The sequence below is a fragment of the Sphingomonas sp. NBWT7 genome, from assembly GCF_014217605.1.
Lineage (GTDB): Bacteria > Pseudomonadota > Alphaproteobacteria > Sphingomonadales > Sphingomonadaceae > Sphingomonas.
Window position 1 is genome coordinate 2342996 of the sequence record NZ_CP043639.1, and the last position, 18987, is coordinate 2361982.

General features: G+C 70.9%; 8 protein-coding genes. All 8 read right to left on the reverse strand.

Annotated elements, in window-relative coordinates; all coding sequences use genetic code 11:
• Positions 1-2 precede the first annotated feature (2 nt).
• The 8 genes from F1C10_RS11410 to F1C10_RS11445 all read right to left on the reverse strand — a co-directional run bounded on the left by F1C10_RS11410 (position 3) and on the right by F1C10_RS11445 (position 18987).
• Positions 3-3098 carry a CHAT domain-containing protein gene (locus F1C10_RS11410; protein WP_185206295.1) on the reverse strand — a complete coding sequence of 1032 codons (3096 nt, stop codon included), beginning with the start codon at positions 3096-3098 and terminating at the stop codon, positions 3-5.
• On the reverse strand, positions 3095-11473 hold the full coding sequence (locus F1C10_RS11415; protein WP_185206297.1) for a filamentous hemagglutinin N-terminal domain-containing protein: 8379 nt from the start codon (positions 11471-11473) through the stop codon (positions 3095-3097). The genes F1C10_RS11410 and F1C10_RS11415 overlap by 4 nt, the downstream gene beginning before the upstream one ends.
• Positions 11474-11482: 9 nt before the next feature.
• On the reverse strand, positions 11483-13219 hold the full coding sequence (locus F1C10_RS11420) for a ShlB/FhaC/HecB family hemolysin secretion/activation protein (protein ID WP_185206299.1): 1737 nt from the start codon (positions 13217-13219) through the stop codon (positions 11483-11485).
• Between the two features lie 52 nt (positions 13220-13271).
• Entirely contained in the window at positions 13272-13748 is a 477-nt protein-coding gene (locus tag F1C10_RS11425; RefSeq protein ID WP_185206301.1) for a hypothetical protein, read from the reverse strand.
• Positions 13736-14605 (reverse strand): TIGR02594 family protein, encoded by an 870-nt coding sequence (locus F1C10_RS11430; protein WP_185206302.1) that lies wholly within the window; start codon positions 14603-14605, stop codon positions 13736-13738. Before F1C10_RS11430 ends, F1C10_RS11425 begins: the two co-directional genes overlap by 13 nt.
• A gap of 111 nt (positions 14606-14716) precedes the next feature.
• Positions 14717-17356 carry a type VI secretion system ATPase TssH gene (gene tssH, locus F1C10_RS11435; protein WP_185206304.1) on the reverse strand — a complete coding sequence of 880 codons (2640 nt, stop codon included), beginning with the start codon at positions 17354-17356 and terminating at the stop codon, positions 14717-14719.
• 37 nt (positions 17357-17393) lie between these two features.
• Entirely contained in the window at positions 17394-17873 is a 480-nt protein-coding gene (locus F1C10_RS11440; protein WP_185206305.1) for a hypothetical protein, read from the reverse strand.
• 175 nt (positions 17874-18048) lie between these two features.
• Entirely contained in the window at positions 18049-18987 is a 939-nt protein-coding gene (locus F1C10_RS11445) for an N-acetylmuramidase family protein (protein WP_185206307.1), read from the reverse strand.

The following is an 18987-nucleotide window of genomic DNA, read 5'->3' on the forward strand; positions in this document are numbered from 1 at the left end:
GGTCAGCGCGCCGCCACCTGCTGCGGTGCGGCCGCCCCCGTCAGCATCGGCTTCGCGCTGTCGCCGACAAGGAAATAGGGCGCCCAGTAAAAGGGATGCGAGTAGCGCGGCGTCGCGATCAGCGTCTGCTGCGCAGTCTGCAGCGCCTCGCCGATCGTGCCGTTCCGGCCGCGCGTGTAGAAGGCGCGCATGAACTCATCGCTTTCCTGCTCGGCCGATACCTGCCAGTAGGTCGCCAGCACCGATCGCGCATTGGCGGTAAGGAAGGCGCGTACCAGCCCCTCGAGCGTCGAGCCCGGCTGCTCCTGCCCCGACGCGCGACGCAGTGCCTCGCCGCGCACGCCCGCCGCGGTGTCGCACGCGGAAAGCACGACGAGATTGGCGTCGAGCCTGAGCTTCGCGATTTCGGCGAAGTCGAGCAGTCCGTCCGATCCCGGCGCGCCGAACGAGGTAACAAGCGCCGGCGGCGACTTGGAACAGCCCCACATCCCCTCTTCCAGCCCATGCGTGGCGAAGTGCAGCACCTCATATTGGGCAAGGTCGCCGCGCGCCGCGACGTCGCTGTCGCTGAACCCGGCGCCGGTGATGAACTGCGCATTGGTGACGCCGAGCGCACCGGCGGCGATCTGCAATTCCTGCCCGTCGATCGGCTTGAGCGTCCGCGCGATCGCGCCGAGGCGGTCGGCGCCGATCGAGCAGCCGAAGCCGACGCGGATCGTCCCCGCCGCCGGTACCGACGGCTGGTGCTGGCCGAAGCCGAGGAATGCCCTTTGCGCGCGCGACGCGGGCAGCGAGCGCGCGACGAGGAAGGAGCGCGGCGACAGGGCGGTCGAGATCGCGGCGTTCGCCGCGAGGAAGGCGGTGTTCGAAAAGTCGAACGGATCGGCCTTTACCTGATCCTGCGCGTAGCGGGTGACGAGCACGCCCACCGGCAATTGCTGCAGCGGCCCGGAGGGATCGACAACGATCGCGCGTGACTGCGCGAGCGCGTCGGCCGCCGGCCCGGCGACGAGGCGGAACAGCGTATAGGCACGCGCCTCGTCGAACGGCACCAGCTTGCCGATTGCGAGGTCCCCGTCGATCGAGCCGCGCAGCTGCTCGGCCAGCGCCATCACCGCCTGCTTCGCCGCGTCGCTCTCCGCCACCGTGTAGATGTAGGTGCGGTCGGCGGTGACGACCATGCCGTAAACGCGGCGGTTGAGCGTCGTCAGCTTCAGGAACGTCTCGCCGGGGCGCAGCGCGGCGCGCAGTTCGGCGAGCGTCGCGGGGCTTTCGTCGAGCGTGCGGTATCGCGGATCGGCGGCGAGCTTCGCGTCGACCGCGAGCAGCCGCTGCTCTGCCGCGGCGCGTGTGCGGTTCAGGTCGGCGGTCGACGCGTCTGGCGCTCCCTCCGCGGTGCCGGCGAGGGCGAAGCGCAGCCGCGTCAGCTCGCGCTCGAGATCGGCACGCTCGCGCACTGCGCTGCCCACCGCGGGATCGGCGGTGACAACGTTGCGCAGCTCGCTGATCTGGCGCGCCACGTTGGGCGCGCCATTGGCCTGCACCGCGCGGAAGAACAGGTCGAACGTGTCCGCCTGCGGCCGCGCCGCCTCGGCGACGAGCAGGTCGAGATAATCCTCCATCGCGATCGATCCGCCCGCCGATGTCGCGCCCGACGCGATCAGCGAATCGACGGCCGCCCGGAACGCGTCGCGTGCTTCCGCGCGCGACGCGCCGGCGCGTGCGAACACCGCCGCGCGCTCGAGCTCGGCTTCGGCGATCGCCGGCTCCGCGCCCGTGCCGGCATTGGCGATCGAGCCGCGCCGCAGCAGCTCGACGTTGGTATGGAAATAGCCCAGCGCCGCCTTGTAGTCACCCGCACGCGCCGCGAGCCGCCCTTGCTGCCGCGCGATCCGCGCGCCCAGCCAGTACAATTGCCCCTGGTCGAGCCGCGCGTTGGTCAGCGGGCGAAAGATCGTCGCGGCGGCGGTGATCTGCGTCGTGGCGCCCGCCGCGTCGCCGCGCGCGAGCAGCGCCACGCTGCGCGCATAGTGCGACTGCGCGTCGAGCACGAGCCGCGACAGCTGCGCCACGTCGGCGAGCGCGGGCATGCCGCGCGCGCCCGCCACGGGCTGATTGAGCGCGACGAGCGTGGCGGGATCCTGCAGCGGCTGCGTATCCGCGACAGGCGCCGCGGTGATCCGCTCGAGGATCGTCAGCGCCTCGGTGAAGTCGCTGCGGTTGATCGCGTCGAGCGCGCGGTATGTATCGTATTTTCGCACGATGAAGGGCGTGCGTGCAGTCGGATTGCCGGCCAGCACCTCGTTCGCCGCGGCGAAATGCCCGCGCGCCGCGTCGGGAAAGCGGATGTTAGAATCGGCGAGCCCCGCCTCTAGCAGCAGCTCCGCCTTCAGCGCCGCGGGCGTATCAGGCGTAAGACGAGTGATCGCATCGTTGAGCACGCGTGAGGCATCGACGTGCAGCCCCTTGTGGTTGAGCGCGATACCCTGCGCGAGCGCGCTGGCGCCGCTCGCGGTCGGCGCGGTCACGTCGGCCGCGACCAGCGCCGCGCCGTCACGCACCGGCAGCGCGGCAAGATCGACCGTCGCGACCGGCGTGTACGTCCCGCCGACCTGCGGCTTGCGCAGCCCGGCGGCGATCGCGACCGCTTCCTCGACCTGCGGCAGCAGCGCAGGCGTGGCCGATGCGACGTAGCGCCGGTTCCCGCGCGCCAGATCGACTCGCACCGATTCGAGCCCGGTCTGGCGATCGAGGCAGCGCGCCGCGGCGGCGGGCTGCCCCTCGATCGTCACCGCGCGGCTGGCGCCGCAATCGAACTGCGCCTCGAGCGACTTTACCGCCGCCTCGGTCGGCTGGATCGCGCGGATGCTGCCGAGTGGCCGGCTGGCGGTGATACTCGAGCAGGTGATCGCATAGGCGCGCGCGAATGGATCGGGAGTGGCGGGATCGTTCCAGCTGCGCGCGGCGGTGCACCGATCGCCCGCGGCGTTGCTGCCCAGGCTGAAGCCGTCGAGCCGCGCCGGGGGCGGATTGGCAACGCACCCGGCGAGGACGGCGGCGGCGCCCGCGAGCAGCGCGGCAAAGCGGGTGTGGATCACGGCTGTTGCTCCTGCGGCGCGTCGGTCGGTCGCGGGCCCGCCCCGGCCGGCTGCTCGGGCGCCAGCGCGGGCAGGCCGCTCAGCAGCTCCTCGTTGTTGCCGCTGATGATGGGGGTGAACGGCAGCGCGACGTCCTGCTGGATGCCGAACACCGCGCTCGTGTTCCAGTCGAACACCTGCAGCGTCGGCTGGATGACGATGGTGGTAAGGCACCCCGCGCCCGATCGGGCGAGGCAGCCGTTGATCCGGCTGTTGGGCAGCAGCAGCGCGTCGATATCGATCACCGGATTGGCGAGCAGCGCGGTGCTCGCGCCCGATATGCCGTTGATCGTGCCGAAGAAGGCGAAGCTCGCCGACTGCGGCGGGCCGAAGGTCGAGACACGCAGCGCGGTCTGCACCGCGCCCGTGCCCGCACCGCCGCCGGCACCAACGCTACCGATCGTCGCGCCCGATGCCTGGCCGGGGATCGCGGTATTCTGGAAGAGTGCGTAATCGCCGAACCGCACCGTCAGCGACTGCGCGCCGACCGTGGTGGTCGCGTCCGGATTGTAGAAGCCGCCGCCGAGCTGTGGATTGTACAGCGCCGAATTGGCGTTGCCGATTAGCGCCTGCGCCTGCGCGCGTCCCGGCTCGCCCGGCTGCAACGTATCGATGAAGCCCGGCGCGAGGCCCACCGCGATGCGATTGCCCCGCAGTTCGAGATCGGCGTTGTCGACCAGCAGGCGCCCGCCGGCATCGCTCGTCGCGACCACGTGAATCGTCTGCGCCGCGCCATCCGCGCCGTCGCCGCCGAGCCGGATCGCCTGCGCGCCCCCGCTCGAGGACAGCTGCCCGGTCACGCGGACGTCGCCGGTCGACAGCATCGCCACCGATCGCGCGATGCCCGGCGTCAGCGCCAGCGTGCCGAGCTGCAGCGCGCCGGATCCCGCATCGAACGCGAGCGTCTCGGCGCCGATCTGCCCGACCTCCGCGGCGGATAGGCGGAAGCCGTCCGCGGCGGTGCCGTCGCCGATCCGCAGCGCGGTGCTCGCCGGGTCGCGTGTTGCGAAGCGCACCGACGTGGCGCGCACCGCTCCGGTCAGTTCGGCGTCGGGCGCGCGAACGGTGACGGACGGACCGCCGCTCAGCGCGCCGAGCCGCGCCAGCCCGTTGGCATCGAGCGCAATCCCGGCGCCCGCCGTCCCGCTGCCCAGCGTCAGCGCGCCGCCGCTGGTGACGCGCAGCGCACCGCCTGACCGCGCCGTGTTGATCGCTGCGTCCGCGCCGCTGTCGATCGCGAGCACGCCGGCAGCGTCGACAGCACTGGCCGTCACCCCCGCCGCCGATTTCAGCGTCAGGTCGGCGCCCGCGCTGGCGTCGCCGAGCGTCAGCGCGGCGCGTGCGTCGGCCAGCAGCTGCCGTGCCGCCGCCAGCCGCCCTGCGACGTCGATCGTGCCGCCGCGCAGCGTCGCCGCGCCGCCCGACGACACGTCGCCCAACCGCGCCGCCGCCGCATCGACCGTCAGGTCGCCGCCGGTGGTGCGCAGCGCAGCTCGGCCGTCGCCGGCGCCGGTGAGCGCACCCGCGGTGCGGACCGCGAGCGATTGCGCGGTGACCGTCGGCAGCGCGATCGATCCACCCTCCAGCGTCGCCGCGCCAGCCACGGTCGCCGCGCCGAGCGTCAGCGCCGTTGCCGCCTTGGCATCGAGGCTTCCCGCCCTGATCTCGCCGAGCCGGATCGCCCCGGCCGATGTCGTGAGCGAGACCGCGCCGGTGCTGGTCAGCGCGCCGGTCGTCAGATCGCCGTTGGTCAGGGTCAGCGCGACGCGGCCAGCCGTGATCGTGCCTGCCTCGACCGTGCCGTCATGCGTCAGCCGGTCGGTTGGCGCTTGGCCATCGAAGCCGCCGATCGAACCCGCCTCGATCGCGCCGAGCCGGATCGACTGCCCACTGCCCGCGCGCAGCGCAAGCGCGCCGGTCGGCACCTGCACGCTCGTGCCCGCGAACTCGATCGAGGTGTTCGAATCGAGCACGATCGGGCCGCTGCCAGCGCTCAGCCGAAGGCCCGTGACCCCGCGCAGCGCGTCACCGGTGGTCGTCAGCCGCACATCGCCGCGCGCCTGCTGGACGATGCCGTTGCCGCCGAGCGTGGTCGTGCCCGCCGTCACGCGATAGTTGCCGCCCGCGGTGACGGAGCCGGCGATCGTGGCCGCACCAGCGGCGCGCACCGTCACGTCGCCGCCCGCCGTGATCGTACCGATCGATATCGCGCCGCGCGTTGCCTCGGCGAGCAGCGTGCCCGTCGCCTGCGCCGCCGCCAGATCGACCGTCGCGCCGCGAAGTGTCGCCGCGCCGCCCGATCGCACGCTCGCCCCGCGCACGACGCCGTTCGCCGCGCTCGCATTGATCGATCCGGCGCTCAGCTGGTCGAACGACAGATCGCCGACGCTGTCGATCGCGAGTGCACCCGCTGCCGATACCGTCCCGAGCGTCGCCGCGCCGCTGCTCAGCGTCGCGCCGCTACCGCTGGTGATCACGTCAACGAATAGTGCGCCTGTCGTCCTGGCGCTCAGCGCCCCACGGGTCTCGATGGTATCAAGCGTCAGCGAGGCTGCTCGCAGGTCCGCCGCGCCGGCCGCGCGCAGCGACCCGCCATCGACCACTCCGCCAGTAAGCGTCACCGCACCACCGGCGATTTCGCCGAACGATAGTGCCCCGGCGACGTCGAGCGTCAACGCCGCGTCACCCGTGATCGTGCCGAGCGTCGCGGTGCCGCCGCTGACGAGCGTCCCCACGCCCGCCGCCTCTACGGTGCCGATCACGAGCGCGTCCGCGGCAGTCGCTGCGAGCGGGCCGCCGGTCTCGATCCGGTTGAGCGTGATCGTCGTCGCACGCAGATCGGCGGCCCCCGGGGTTCGCAGCGCGGTGCCAGTGATTGCGCCACCGGTCGCGGTGATCGACGCGCCTGACAGCGTGTCGAACGACAGGCTGCGCCCGCCGCCGACGATCAGCGTACCCGACGCATCGACCGTGCGAAGCGTCGTATCGATGACCGACGTCAGCGTGACGTCGCCGCCCACCACCGGGCCGTTGACGCGCAGATCGCCCGCGGTGGCGATCAGCGATACCGACTGCGTGCCACCCGCGACGCTGTTGGCGGTGATCGACGTAGCGGTGATCGCGATATTGCCGCCGCTCACGTCGCCGAGCAGCGCATCGGTGCCGACGGTGAGCGAGAAAGCGCCGCCGGGGCCGGCGGCAAGGTCGATGCCGCTGCCCGGCGCGAAGCCCGAGACGCGGCCATTGGGCGCCGCCACCGTCAGGTCGCTCGTGCGACTGCGGATGAACGGCGTGCGGATGTCGCGGCCAGAGCGCACCGTCGCTGCGCCCTCCGCCACGACGCCCTCTGCGATCGCGACGTCGGAGTCCCTCGCGGTCCCCGTGATTACTACGCTGCCACCCGCATCTACCGCCGTCGCAAATAGTGCACCGCCGGCCGTCACCGCGACATTGCCGCCGGTGGACGTGACCCGCCCGAGCGTGACGGCGCCGGCGTCCGCCTTCAATGACGCGGCGTTGCGCACGGTGACGTCGCCGCCCGTGATCGCGCCCATCCTGGCCGTCGCGCTCAGCGCCGCGGCATCGACGGTGCTGAAGGACACGGCGTTGCCCGTCAGCGTGACGCCGCGCGTCGTATCGATCGCCTGCGTCGACACGTCGCCCGCGCTGCTGCCGATCGACACCGAACCGTCGGCGATGCTGATCGCCCCCGTTTCGATCGTGCCCGCCGCCTCGAGCGTCAGATCGGTACCGAGCGTCAGCGCGCCGGTGCGGATCGAGGCACCGCTCGCGGTCGCGCCGCTCGCGGTCAGCTGCGCCGCGTCGACCGCGCCGACGCTGATGCCGGCGCCGTCGGTGCGCAGCACGACCGCGCCGCCCGCAAGCGGCACGCCCACGAGGTCGATCGCGCCACCGTTAGCGGTCAGCGTCAGTGCCTCGGCACCGGCCGCATCGCTGTCCGACCGAATCGACAGCGCGCCGCCGGTCTGGCTGACCCCGCCGGCCGATGCGGTTGCGGTATACGCCCCCTGCGCGCGCTGTTCGCCGCCCAGCGTCACCGAGGTGCCCGTGATCGTCGCGTCCCCCGCGGACGCCAGACTGCCGGCCGCGACGACGGCGCCGCCGTTCGAGCTCAGCGTCGCGCCCGCGCTGCCGGCGTTGATCGTACCCGCCACGCCGATCGCGTTCGATGCGCGTACGTCTACCGCGCCGCTGCTCGCCGTCAGCGCGCCGGCCGCATTGAGCAGCCCGCCAGCCGCCTGCAACGTTACCGCGCTGCCCGCGGCGCCGCCCAGCGTCAGGTCGCCGCCCGTCGTGACGAGCGTCGCCGCGCCCGTGCCGCCCTGCACGTTGCCGACGGCGAGCGACGCGCCGGTGGCATTGACGCCCGTCGCGCCCGTCAGGTCACCTGCGCGCACCGCGCCGGCACTGGTGATCGTCACATTGCCGGTGGTACTGCCCACGCCGCCCAGCGTCGCCGCGCTTCCCGATAGCGAAACGTCGCCGCTCGCAGCGCTGCCGCCGTTGACCGCCAGTGCGCCGCCGCTCTGCAGCCGCAGCGTACCGCCCGTCGCCGTCGCGCCGCCCACGCTCAGCGTACCCGCCGCCTCCCCGTCGATGGCACCCGCCGTGGCGACGAATGCGCCCGTTGCGGTGATCGCGCCGCCACCTGCGCGTAGTGTGAGCGATTGCCCACTGGCCCCGCCGCCGAGCGTCAGATCGCCGCCCGACGCGCTCAGCGTCACCGCGCCGCTGCCGCCCAACACCGCGCCGAGGTCCAGCGCGGACGCGCTGGTATCGATGCCGGCCGCAGCGGTCACCGCACCCGCCTGCACCGCACCTGCCGAACGAATCGAGATGTCGGCGGCGCGGCTCTCGACGCCGGCCAGCGTCGCGCTCGCGCCCGTCAGCGTGACGGCCTGGTCCGCAACGATCGCGCCCGTCACCGACAGCGCACCGTCGCGCGCGCGCAGGCGGACGCCGCCGCCCAATGCGGAGACCGCGTCCTCGGCCGTGATCGCCCCACCCGCCAGGACATCGACCGCGCCACCGTCGGCACGCACCACGCCGGTCGTACCAATCGCGCCGTTCACCGCTTGCAGCGTTACCGCCCGCCCGCTGACGGCGCCGAGCGACAGGTCGCCGGTATTCGCGGTCAGCTCGATCGCGCCCGTGCCGCCGCGCACCTCGCCCACCGCCATCGACGCGGCACTTGCGCCCACTCCGGCCGCGCCTGCCAGCGAGGTGGCAGTCAGGCGGCCCCCGGTCGTGATCGACACCGCGTCGTCGCGGCTCTCGACGGTGCCCAGCAGCAGCGCGGCCCCGCTTGCCAGCGTGATCCCGCCACTTGCGTTGAGATCCGCCTGAACCCCGAGCGTGCCCGCCGTCGCGCGCAGATCGATGCCCTCCCCGGCTCCCGTCACCGTGATCCGCTGCACCGACAGGTCGCCGCCGATGCTCTCGGCGGTGAACCCCTGGACAAGATTCAGGCGACCGAAGGCCAAAGATCCCTGTGAGCGGAACGCGCCCGCGGCGCCGAGCGGATCGCCGTCAAGCGTCGCCAGCGTGCCAAGCGATCGCGCGGTCACGTCGCCCAGCACGAGCGGCGCCTGCGCCGCAGCGAAGATCCGGACGCCGAGCGCGCGATTGGTGCCGCCGGTGATCGTCGCATCACGCGCGAGCACGATCCCCTCGGGGCCCGCCGCCTGCAGGCGAATGTAATCGCCGGCCTGCGTGCTCGACGACGTGATCGCCGCGCCACCGGCGATCCCGCCGCTGCGTGCCAGGATGTCGATGATGCGCGCGCTGCTTACCTCGGCCGTGCCGAGCGCCACCGAAGCGCCGCGCAGCGTGACGGCCTCGCCGCCCGATACGTCGCCGCCCAGCGTCAGCGCGTTGACCGCGTCGGCCAAGATCAGCCCGCCCGCGTCGAGACCGCCGCTGGAGACCGCCGCCGCGCCGGTCAGCGCGATGTCGTCATCGGCATCGATCGCCCCCGTCGCGAGGGCACCGACGGTAGCGACGACACGAACGTCGCCCGCGCTCGACGTCAGCCCGCCCGTGGTGACGTTGGCGCCCGTCAGCGACAGGTCGCCGCGCAGCGACACGTCGCCGGTCGTGATCGCCACGGTGCGGGTGATCCCGGTGGTGAAGTCCGCCGTGCCGATTGCGCCGAGCAGTCCGCGTGCGCGCACCTCGCCCAGTCGGACAATTCCTGTGGTATCGGCGGAGCGGACGCTGATGTCGGACTGCCGGTCGGTGCCGCCCAGCAGCACCGTGCCCGGCGCGAAGTCGATTGCGCCCCCCGCCCCTGCCGCGCGCGCCGCATCGATCGCCAGCGTCATGCCGGCATCGCCGCCCGCCGCATCAGCGCCCAGCGTCAGGCCGTCAAGCCCGGTGATGCCGCCGCGGCCGGCGGTCAGCCGCACCGCGCCGCCGGCGGACTGGGACACGTCTGTGCCGTTACCGAGGCTGATTGCGCCGGCATCAATCTGGTAGGTACGCCCAGCGGTGACAGCCCCGGCGACCGTCGCACGGCTCGCCGCCACCGCGTCGCCGATCACAATGTCGCGCGCGGCCGACAAGGCAGCGAGCGTCACGTCGCCCGGCGTCTCGATCCGAATGTCGGATCCCGATCCGGCAGCGCGCACCAAACCCGTCGCGGTGATCGCACCGGCAGCGCTCGCGGTCGCCGATCCGCCGCGCGCATTGAGCTCAGCGACGTCGATCGTACCCGTCGACTGCAGATCGACGCCGCGATCGGATGCTAGAACGCCCCCGGTGATCGTTGCGCCCTCGATCAGCAGCGCCTCGCGCAGGTTGACGCCGCCGGTCGTCACCGCCCCGGTTATGCGCAGCCCGTTGCCAACTGCGCCCGTACCGATCCCGCTACGCAGCGCGCGCGCCTCGACAGTGCCGATCAATACCTGGTTCGCCCCTGATCGCAGCCGCAGCGTCAGCCCGCCCGAACGCTGCTCGCCGGCGAACAGCGCGGCATCGCCGCCCAGAAGGATATCACCGAGGGCGGTGCCGAGCGTCTCTATCAGCAGTCCATCGTTCGCGCTCGACCCCGATCGCAGCGTGATCGTTCCGGTGCCGGTGATGTTGCCGTCGGTGGTGGAAAGCTGCAGTTGGTCCGACGCACCGATGGTGAGGCCCGTGCCGCCGCTTAGCGCGATCCCGGTGCCCGCCAGCCGCACGTCGTCGCCGGCGCCGATACCGCCGCTGATCGTCAGCAACCCACCGGCGCCGAGCAGCGCGTCGCTGCGCGTCTCGATTGTGGCGGCCGACTTAATCGCCCGGTTCGCGGCGATCACCACGTCGGAACTGCTGCCCTGCGTGCGTAGCAGGCCGCTGACCGATACGTCGGCGAGCCCGCCCGTCGCGGCTGCATCCGCCGCGATCGTCAGACCGTCGACCGCCGCCGTCGGGCGCCCGGCGGACAGCACGATCCCGCGCGATCCGGCGCTCGCGGTCGTGACCTCGGCCGAGACGCCGAGCAGCGAATCGGTCAGCGTTCCCTCGGAGGCGAGCGCGAACAGCGCGTTGTTCCCCGCCACCTTGCCCTGAACATACTGGCTGGTGCCCGATACCGCGGTGCCGCGGTTGATCGTCACCGACAGTGGGCTGCCTGCGCGATAATCGAGCGTGACGTCCGCCGCGCTGACGAAGGCGACGTCCTGCCCCTGTGCGATGAACTCGCCGCGCGCATCGATCTTGGGCGCGATCATCACCAGCCCGCGCGTGTCGCCGTTGATCGCGAACTTCGCGCCATCCTGAACGATGATCCCCGACGCTTCCTTGCCGGCGGGCGCACGCAGCCGGAAGCGATCGTTGGCGAGGACGAAGTCGGTGGACGATATATCCAGCGTCGTCAGCACGAGGGATCCGGTGGCGAACGATGCCTTGGAGCCGACGAGAATGCCGTTGGGATTGTGCACCCACACCGCCACGTCGCGCTCGCTCGTCAATCGGCCGAGCAGTTGCGACACGCTCGTCGCCGATACGTCGCGGTTTAGCACCGCGGCGCCGCCGGGCACCACACGCCCGTTGGTGAACGCGATCGTCTTGTCTTCCGGGATGTTGAAGCCGTCCCAGTTGATGACGGTGCTCGCAGCGCGCAGGTTGACGCGCAGCTGGTCGGCGGTGGGGTTGCTCAGTTGCGGATCGGAGCCGAGCGGGCTGGTGGTGACGCCGCGGATGTCGCCTTCGGTCGGCAGGCGCACCGCCTGCCCCTGTGCCGAGAGCGCACCGAATCCGCCCAGCGCCGTGGTGAGCGCGAGAACGCTGCGCCGCAGGTGGCGGGGGCGCGGGGCTTGGATCAGGAACGCGAACATCGGTGCTTCCTATCGTGCGCGGTCGCGCAGCTGCAGGGTCAGAGAAACGAGAACGCGACCAGGCGGCCGACGTTCGTCGAGCAGCAGCGCCTTGTCGAGGGGCTTGGCATAGGCGACGTCGAGCACGACGCTGCCCGGCAGCGAAAGGCGCAGGCCGCCGCCGACGCTGTCGAACGTGCGCGGCCCCTCCACCGTGGCACGATCGAGATTACGCAGGTGCAGCCGGTCGTAGAATCCGTAGACTTGCGTGCCAAGCCGCGATGAAATCGGCGGATCGGCACGCAGCTCGAAACGGCCGCCCACCGCCCGGTCGGCGCTGTTCGATCCTGGATCGTAGCCCCGACCGACCGTCAGGCTGCCGAGTGCGAACTCTTCGTAGTTAAGCAGCGGATCGTTCGCCCACTGCGCCTGGCCAAGTGCCGCGATGCTGAACACGGGGCCCAGCCGCAGGCTGGCATCGACCGTCCCGCGGAACACCACCGCGCGCGGGTTGCCGTCCAGACGCGAGGTCAGCTCGCCGCTCGCAAATCCGCGTTCGCTGGCGTTGAAGATGCTGAGCCCCTTGCGCAGCTCCGCGCTCGCCGCGATCGAGAAGAAGACGTTGCCGTTCGCATCGACTAGCTGGTGATCGGCGTCGAGGCCGACGAACGCCACGCGCAGCCGGTCGCGCGTCAGCGTGACGGCGGTGTCGCCGGTGCCGACGCGAGCGATCTGGTCGACGAAGTCGAACCCGCCGCGCACGCGCGCGTTCGACCGGATCGATCGCACCAGCGGGCGCGTTAAATCGAAACCGGCGATTAGCGTGTTGGTGCGCAGATCGAGCGGGCCGAGGTCGGGCCGCGACCAGGCGTAGGTGACGCGGCTGCCCAGCGTCGTGCCGTTGTTGTCGAGTTCGAAGATATGGCCGCCCTGCAGGATGATCTGTTCCTGAAAGTCGGCGGTTGTCGACACGCCCAGATAGGTGATGTCGGCCAGCCCGGTCAGCCCGTAGATCTCGCCGCGCGCGTACAGCGTCTCGCGCCCCAGCAGCCGCGAATTGTAGTTCTGCGCGTTGGCGAACAGCGCGAAGCGGCGCGAGCTGACGGTGAGGTCGCCGATCACGTCGCCCTGCGCACCGCCCGACGCGCGCAGCGACAGCGCGACGTCGAGCCCCGGCACGTCGCCGGCGAGCAGCAGCAGCCGCTCCGCTTCGCGCTCGTTCAGCGGGTCCATCGCCTGCAGCTTGGCGAGGCGCCGACGCAGCAGCGGTTCGTAGCGGCCGGCGTCGCCGCGCACCCGCACCTCGACGAGCCGCGCGGTGACTACCTCGAGCCGGAGCACGCCGTCGGCAATTTCCTGCGCGGGAATCTGAACCGAGGCGATCCACCCCTTGCGGCGCAGCGCGGCATTGGCCTGATCGCGGATCTCGCAGACCACGGCGACCGGCTGATCGCCGCTCGGCACCGCGAGATCGGCCAGCGCATCGGCGATCTGCGGCTGCAGTGCCGATCCATCGGGCCGGGTGAATGCCACGCGCGACACCGTCACACGAAGCGCAGAGGTCGCGAACGGGCAGTTGCCCTGCTGGAAGGCGTCGCGCGCGTCGATCTGCGCGCGCGCCTCACCCGCCGGCTCAGGCGCGGGCGGGGTAATCTCCTGCCGCGTCGGCAGATTGGGGGTGGCGACCTGCGCCTGCCCCGGCGACGCGCCGAACGCCAGCGCCGCCAGCCCGATTAACGAAACCTTCTTACCAATCGCCAATCGCAAGCCCTATCCCCCTCCGTGCCAAAGCGTCGGCGCCCCGCGCGCCCGGCCACCCTTATTCCTCGCGGTAGATCTCGGTCAGGTACCAGCGGCCCTTGCGCTGCTCGAAGACGAACGCGCCGACGCGGCGGTAGCCAAGCGGGTCGTTCGCCCCACGCTTGGGCACGGCGCTGCTCTCCAGCGCCTGGCGCAGCGTCCGCTGCCGGGCGTCGAACGTCGTATCGCTCGCCAGCGCCTGGCGCACGAGCGGTGGGACGGCGGCGCGCGCGACCGACGTCTGCTCGTCCGAATCGAGGGTCCCGTGCGTCTTGACCGTCGCGGCGCTGGCCGCAATCAGCCCGGCCGCGTCATCGGCGAGAGCCGCCTTGCGGAACCGCTGCCAGTAATCGGCGAACGCCTCGTTCGCCGGCTTTGCTGCCGCCGGTGCCGCCTGCGCACCCATGATCGCGGCGGCGTTCGCCGGGCCTGGCTCCGCGCTGCACCCCACCAGCGTGATCAGCAGCGCGGGGTGGCAGATTTTCAATATGGCCATCGGATTGCCTTTACGTCGTAGCTTGCCAGCGAGAAGTTCGATTCTTTTACAGAGTCGCTCTGGTTGCCGCCGAGCAATTTGATGTGCGTCGCCGTCTGGCTGATGAAAAAGGCAACATGATTACCGCTCGACGATCCTGTCGCGCGATCGTTGGTGCGGCGCTTTTGGCTGATCTGGATGATCGCGCCGTAGCGTGGCGTCTCGAGCTTCTGCCCCCATGTCGCGAAGCTCGCCGCAGCGGCGCTGCGGCTGCCGCGCAGGTTCGCCTGCGCGAGCACCCAGTTGACGAACGACGCGCACCACGGAACCGAATCGGGCTGGCTGCCGAGCGAGGTGGCAGCGTGATATTCCATGATCCGCTTGTTGTTCGCGCGCCCGCGCGCCTCGACCACGCCCGCTTCCGCGAGCGCGATGCGCATCCACGGCGCGCCGATCGCGGTGCCCGGCTGCTCAAGCGGCGGGCTGCGGCGCGGCGCCGGGCGGGCTGCGGCAGGCGTCGGCCGTTCGGCCGCAGGCGGCGGCGAGGCTTTGGGCGTTCGGCTCGCGGGGGCGGCACGCGCGCCGGTGCCGCCGCTGATCGGCAGCTGGCGGACCGACGGCGGCGTCACCGCTCGCGTAGGGGCGGACGGCAGCGCGCTGCCCGCCACGCCTAGGCTGCGCCACGTGCGCTGCCCGACGATCCCATCGACCGTCAGGCCCTGCCCCGCTTGGTACTCGCGCACCGCGCGATCGGTTGCCGGACCGAAGACGCCGTCCAGCTCGAGTGGCGGGCGCGGCCGCTGGGTCGTGTTGAGTGCGTGTTGGAGGAGCTGGACATCCTGTCCCCGCGCCCCGCGATCGATCTCGTTAAGTCGCACGATCTCGCCTCCTTCCCCATAAGGCGGAACGATCAACGTTCCGCTTCCACGATGGATGCACCTTGTCGTTACGCTTGCCGCGTCATCCTCTTGCCCTTAACGGCATCGTCGTCACGCCGCCTGCGATGGCTTATTATCCGCGACGATTGCAAGTGCTGGCGCCGCATTATCAAAGTGATAGGCGAGTGCGTCGCCCTCTACGGTCACGTCGATCCGCGCCACGTCCTCGCCGCGCATCCGCCGTTCGAGCAGCGCCACCGACATGTCGGGCAACATCGTATTGGTGAGGATCGCGTCGATCATCCGCCCGCCCGATGCCGCCTCGGTGCAGCGCGCGACGATATGGTCGATCACCGCGGAATCGATCGCCAGCACGATGTCGTGATTGTCGCGGATGCGCCGCTCGATCCGGCCGAGCTGCAGGCGGACGATACCGGCCAACATATCCTGGCTGAGCGGAAAATAGGGCAGCACCGACAGGCGGCCGAGCAGTGCGGGCGGGAACACCTTGAGCAGTTCGGGGCGCAGCGCCGTCGCCAGCCCCTCCGGCGTGGGCGCCATCTCCTCGTCCGCGGTCAGCGACGCGATCAGGTCGGTGCCGACGTTGGAGGTGAGCAGGATCACCGTGTTGCGAAAGTCGATGTGCCGCCCTTCCGCATCGTTCATGAAGCCCTTGTCGAACACCTGGAAGAACATCTCGTGGACGTCGGGATGCGCCTTCTCGATTTCGTCGAGCAGGACCACGCTGTACGGCCGGCGCCGCACCGCTTCGGTCAGCACGCCGCCCTGGCCGTAGCCGACATAACCCGCCGGCGCGCCTTTCAGCGTGGAGACGGTGTGAGCTTCCTGAAATTCGCTCATGTTGATGACGATCATCGAATCGTCGCCGGAGAACAGCAGCTCGGACAGCGCGTGCGCCGTCTCGGTCTTGCCGACCCCCGACGGCCCGCAGAGCATGAACACGCCGACGGGCTTGGCCGGATTGTCTAACTTCGCGCGGCTCGTCTGGATGCGCTTGGCAATCGCATTCATCGCGTGATCCTGACCCACGACGCGCTTCTTCAACGCGTCGCCGATCGTCAGCACGCTGGCGATCTCGTCCTTGACCATTCGCCCCACCGGGATGCCGGTCCAGTCGCCCACTACGGCCGCGATCGCGTCACCGTCGACCACGCCGAACACCATCGGATCGTCGCCCGCCGCCTCACGCGCTGCCGCCAACGCCGCATCGAGCGCCGCCGCGTTGCCGCCGTCGCGCGCCGTACGCACCGCGTCGAGCGCATCCTTCTCGCGCGCCCATTTCGCCTCAATCGCCTCCACCGCCGCGCGCGCCTCGGCGATCTCACCTTCAAGGTTGGGGAGCCGATCGTCGCGGCGATAGCGCCCCTGCGTCTCGCGCTCGACCACCGCGCGCTCCGCTTCGAGGAGCTCGAGCCGCCGGCGACGATCCTCCACCGCCGCGGGCGTCGCGTGCTGCGACACCGCGACGCGCGCCGCGGCGGTATCGAGCAGGCTCACCGCCTTGTCGGGCAGCTGGCGTGCGGGCACGTAGCGCTGCGACAGCGTCACCGCCGCGGTCACCGCCTCGTCGAGCATCACAACCTGATGGTGCGCCTCCATCATGGGCACCACCGATCGCAGCATGTCGATCGCGACGCCGGTTTCCGGCTCGGCGACGTCGACCGTCTGGAAGCGGCGGGTGAGCGCCGGGTCCTTCTCGAAATACTGGCGGTATTCGGCATAGGTAGTCGCCGCGATCGTGCGCAGCCGGCCGCGCGCCAGCGCCGGCTTCAAGAGGTTCGCGGCATCTCCCGTGCCCGCCTGTCCGCCCGCGCCCACCAGGGTGTGTGCCTCGTCGATGAACAGGATCACCGGGCTCGCCGCGCCTTCCACTTCGTCGATCACCTGGCGCAGCCGTTTCTCGAACTCGCCCTTCACTCCCGCGCCGGCCTGCATCAGCGTAACGTCGAGCGCTCGCAGCGTGACGTTGCGCAAGCTGGGCGGCACGTCGCCATCGGCGATGCGGCGCGCGAAGCCCTCAACCACCGCGGTCTTGCCGACGCCCGCTTCGCCGACCAGGATCGGATTATTCTGGCGCCGGCGCAGCAGCACATCGACGAGCTGCCGGATCTCCGCGTCGCGGCCGACCACCGCGTCGATCTCGCCCGCGCGCGCCTTGGCGGTAAGATCGACCGAGTAGCGCGCCAGCGCCTCGCCCGTGGGTGCAGTGCCTTGCGGGGCAGCCGCGCCCGCCGTGGCCTCGCCCACCGTCTGCTCGGCCGATGGCGCGACGATCGCGGCGAACTCAGCGCCGAGCCGGTCAACCGCCACCCGACGCCACTGGCTGCTGATTGCGAACAGCGCGTTGCGCAGCGTCTGCGTTTTCAGCATGCCGTAGATCAGATGCCCGGTGCGCACCTTGGCGGCACCGAACTGAAGCGAGGCGTAGAGCCAGCCCTTCTCGATCGTCTCCTCGATCTGCGGCGAGAAATCCGAGATGGCGGACGCCCCGCGCGGCAGGATGTCGAGCGCCCCCACGATGTCGCGCGCGAGCGCCGCATCGTCGACCCCGAACGCCGCGCGGATCGCCGCCACGTCGCCCGCCGGATCCTGCGCCAGCAGGTGGATCCAATGAACTAGCTCGACATAGGGGTTGCCGCGCATGCGCGCGAACCCGGTGGCGGATTCGATCGTCTGCAGCGCGGCATCATCGAGGCGGCCAAACAGCGCCGTCCGGCTTATCTCGGTCATTTGCATCCCCCTCCCGTTTGTGCCGCCGCCCCGTCGCTCAGCGTACTAGCGGCCGAAGGCCGGCAATCGTCGTGACGCCGCTGTCCTGCGCCTTGGACGACAACGCTTGGTCGATCAGCAGCGTGTTGTCGCTGCGATCCCATTCGATCACCATCGGCACGATCCCCGTCGCATTGGGCGACGAGCCGCGAAAGGTCACACCGATCCGCACCGGGCTTCCCGACGACAGGATCGCGATCGCGGTCGGCCCGCCGCAGCTCTGCGCTTCATACTCGCCGTAGCCGACGGTCGGGATCAGCATCGTCTCGTCGTTCTGTCGCGCGGCGATGAAGCAGCCCGCAACGGTCGCGTCGGGCATCGTGCCCTTGCCGGTCAGCAGCACCGCGCCGTTCGACACGCGGAACGATTGCGCCTGCGTCACCTCGACGTCGGTCATGCCCTGCCGTCTGGCCTCGGCAAGCGTCGCCGCGACGGCGGCGGGATCGGCGGCGCCCGCCAATTTTAGTGCGGCACCCACGCCAGGCGTTGTGGCGCCGGAAGCAGGCGATGCGGCACCCGGCGCGGGCGCCTCCGCGGTTGCAGCCTCGGCCACGGCCGCAGAGGTGACAGCGTTGGCGACCGGAGCGTCCGGCTGCGCGCTACACGCGGCAGCGGCGCACGCCATCAACAATAACGACATGACTCCCGCCCCCTTATTGCGCGAAACGCTGGTAATTGGCCCGCATTTTGCCATCATAATCATTGTCCTTGTACGCTGGCCCATTGTAGATGCGGGCAAAGGTCGCCCAATTGCGCTGTCGCAGCGCGGCCAGCAGCCGGCGATCATTCAGCACGAAGGATACGAACGCCTCCGCCTGCGGCAGGATGCCGCGACGCATCGCGGCGACGAATGAGTCGACGGTGGCATGGCCAGCCTGGACATGGTTTTCCCCCAGGATCTGGAAGGCGCCCCAACTGCACGATTTCAGTCCGGCGGCGTGATCAAGCTTCATCGCTTGCTCCAGCTTCTCGTACTGTGCGCTGAACTTGCCGTAGCCGCCCCAATTTGGATTGCTGATATCGGGGTGTGTGCGATCGTAGCGGCCGCCGGTGTGCCTGTGGAACTTGTGTCGCTCGAACAGGATCGTCGGGCGCCCCTGTTTGTCGAACGGGCCGCGGATCGCGACTTCGGTTTCGACGATGGCCTTAATCGCCGCGACTTCGCAGTCCAGCCGTGCGGCCATATCGATATAGGTTTCTTCGGTGAGCCCGCCCGGCCCGGCTACGCCCCCGGTACGCGTCGGGGCGGCAGGGGGCGCGGCGGGGTTTGTGCCGGGGGCGGACACGCTCGGGCGGGGCGGCGGGGCAGGCGTGCGGCGCGGGATCGGGCGGCTGCGCGTCGTGTTGCCACCGGGCTGCCGGCCGAGCATGCGCAGCGTCGGTCCGCCGGGATCCACTACGCCATCGGGTCGGCGGAAGCGCAACACATTGGCCTGATAGCGGCTGATCGCAGCGGCGGTACGCGGGCCGAACAGCCCGTCCACCTTCAGGCGGATTTGGTGGCCCCCCGCGCGATTAAGCAACTGCTGCACCGTTCGCACATCGGGCGCCCGGTTTGGCCGCGCAGGGCCGACGGCGGCGACGATCGGCAT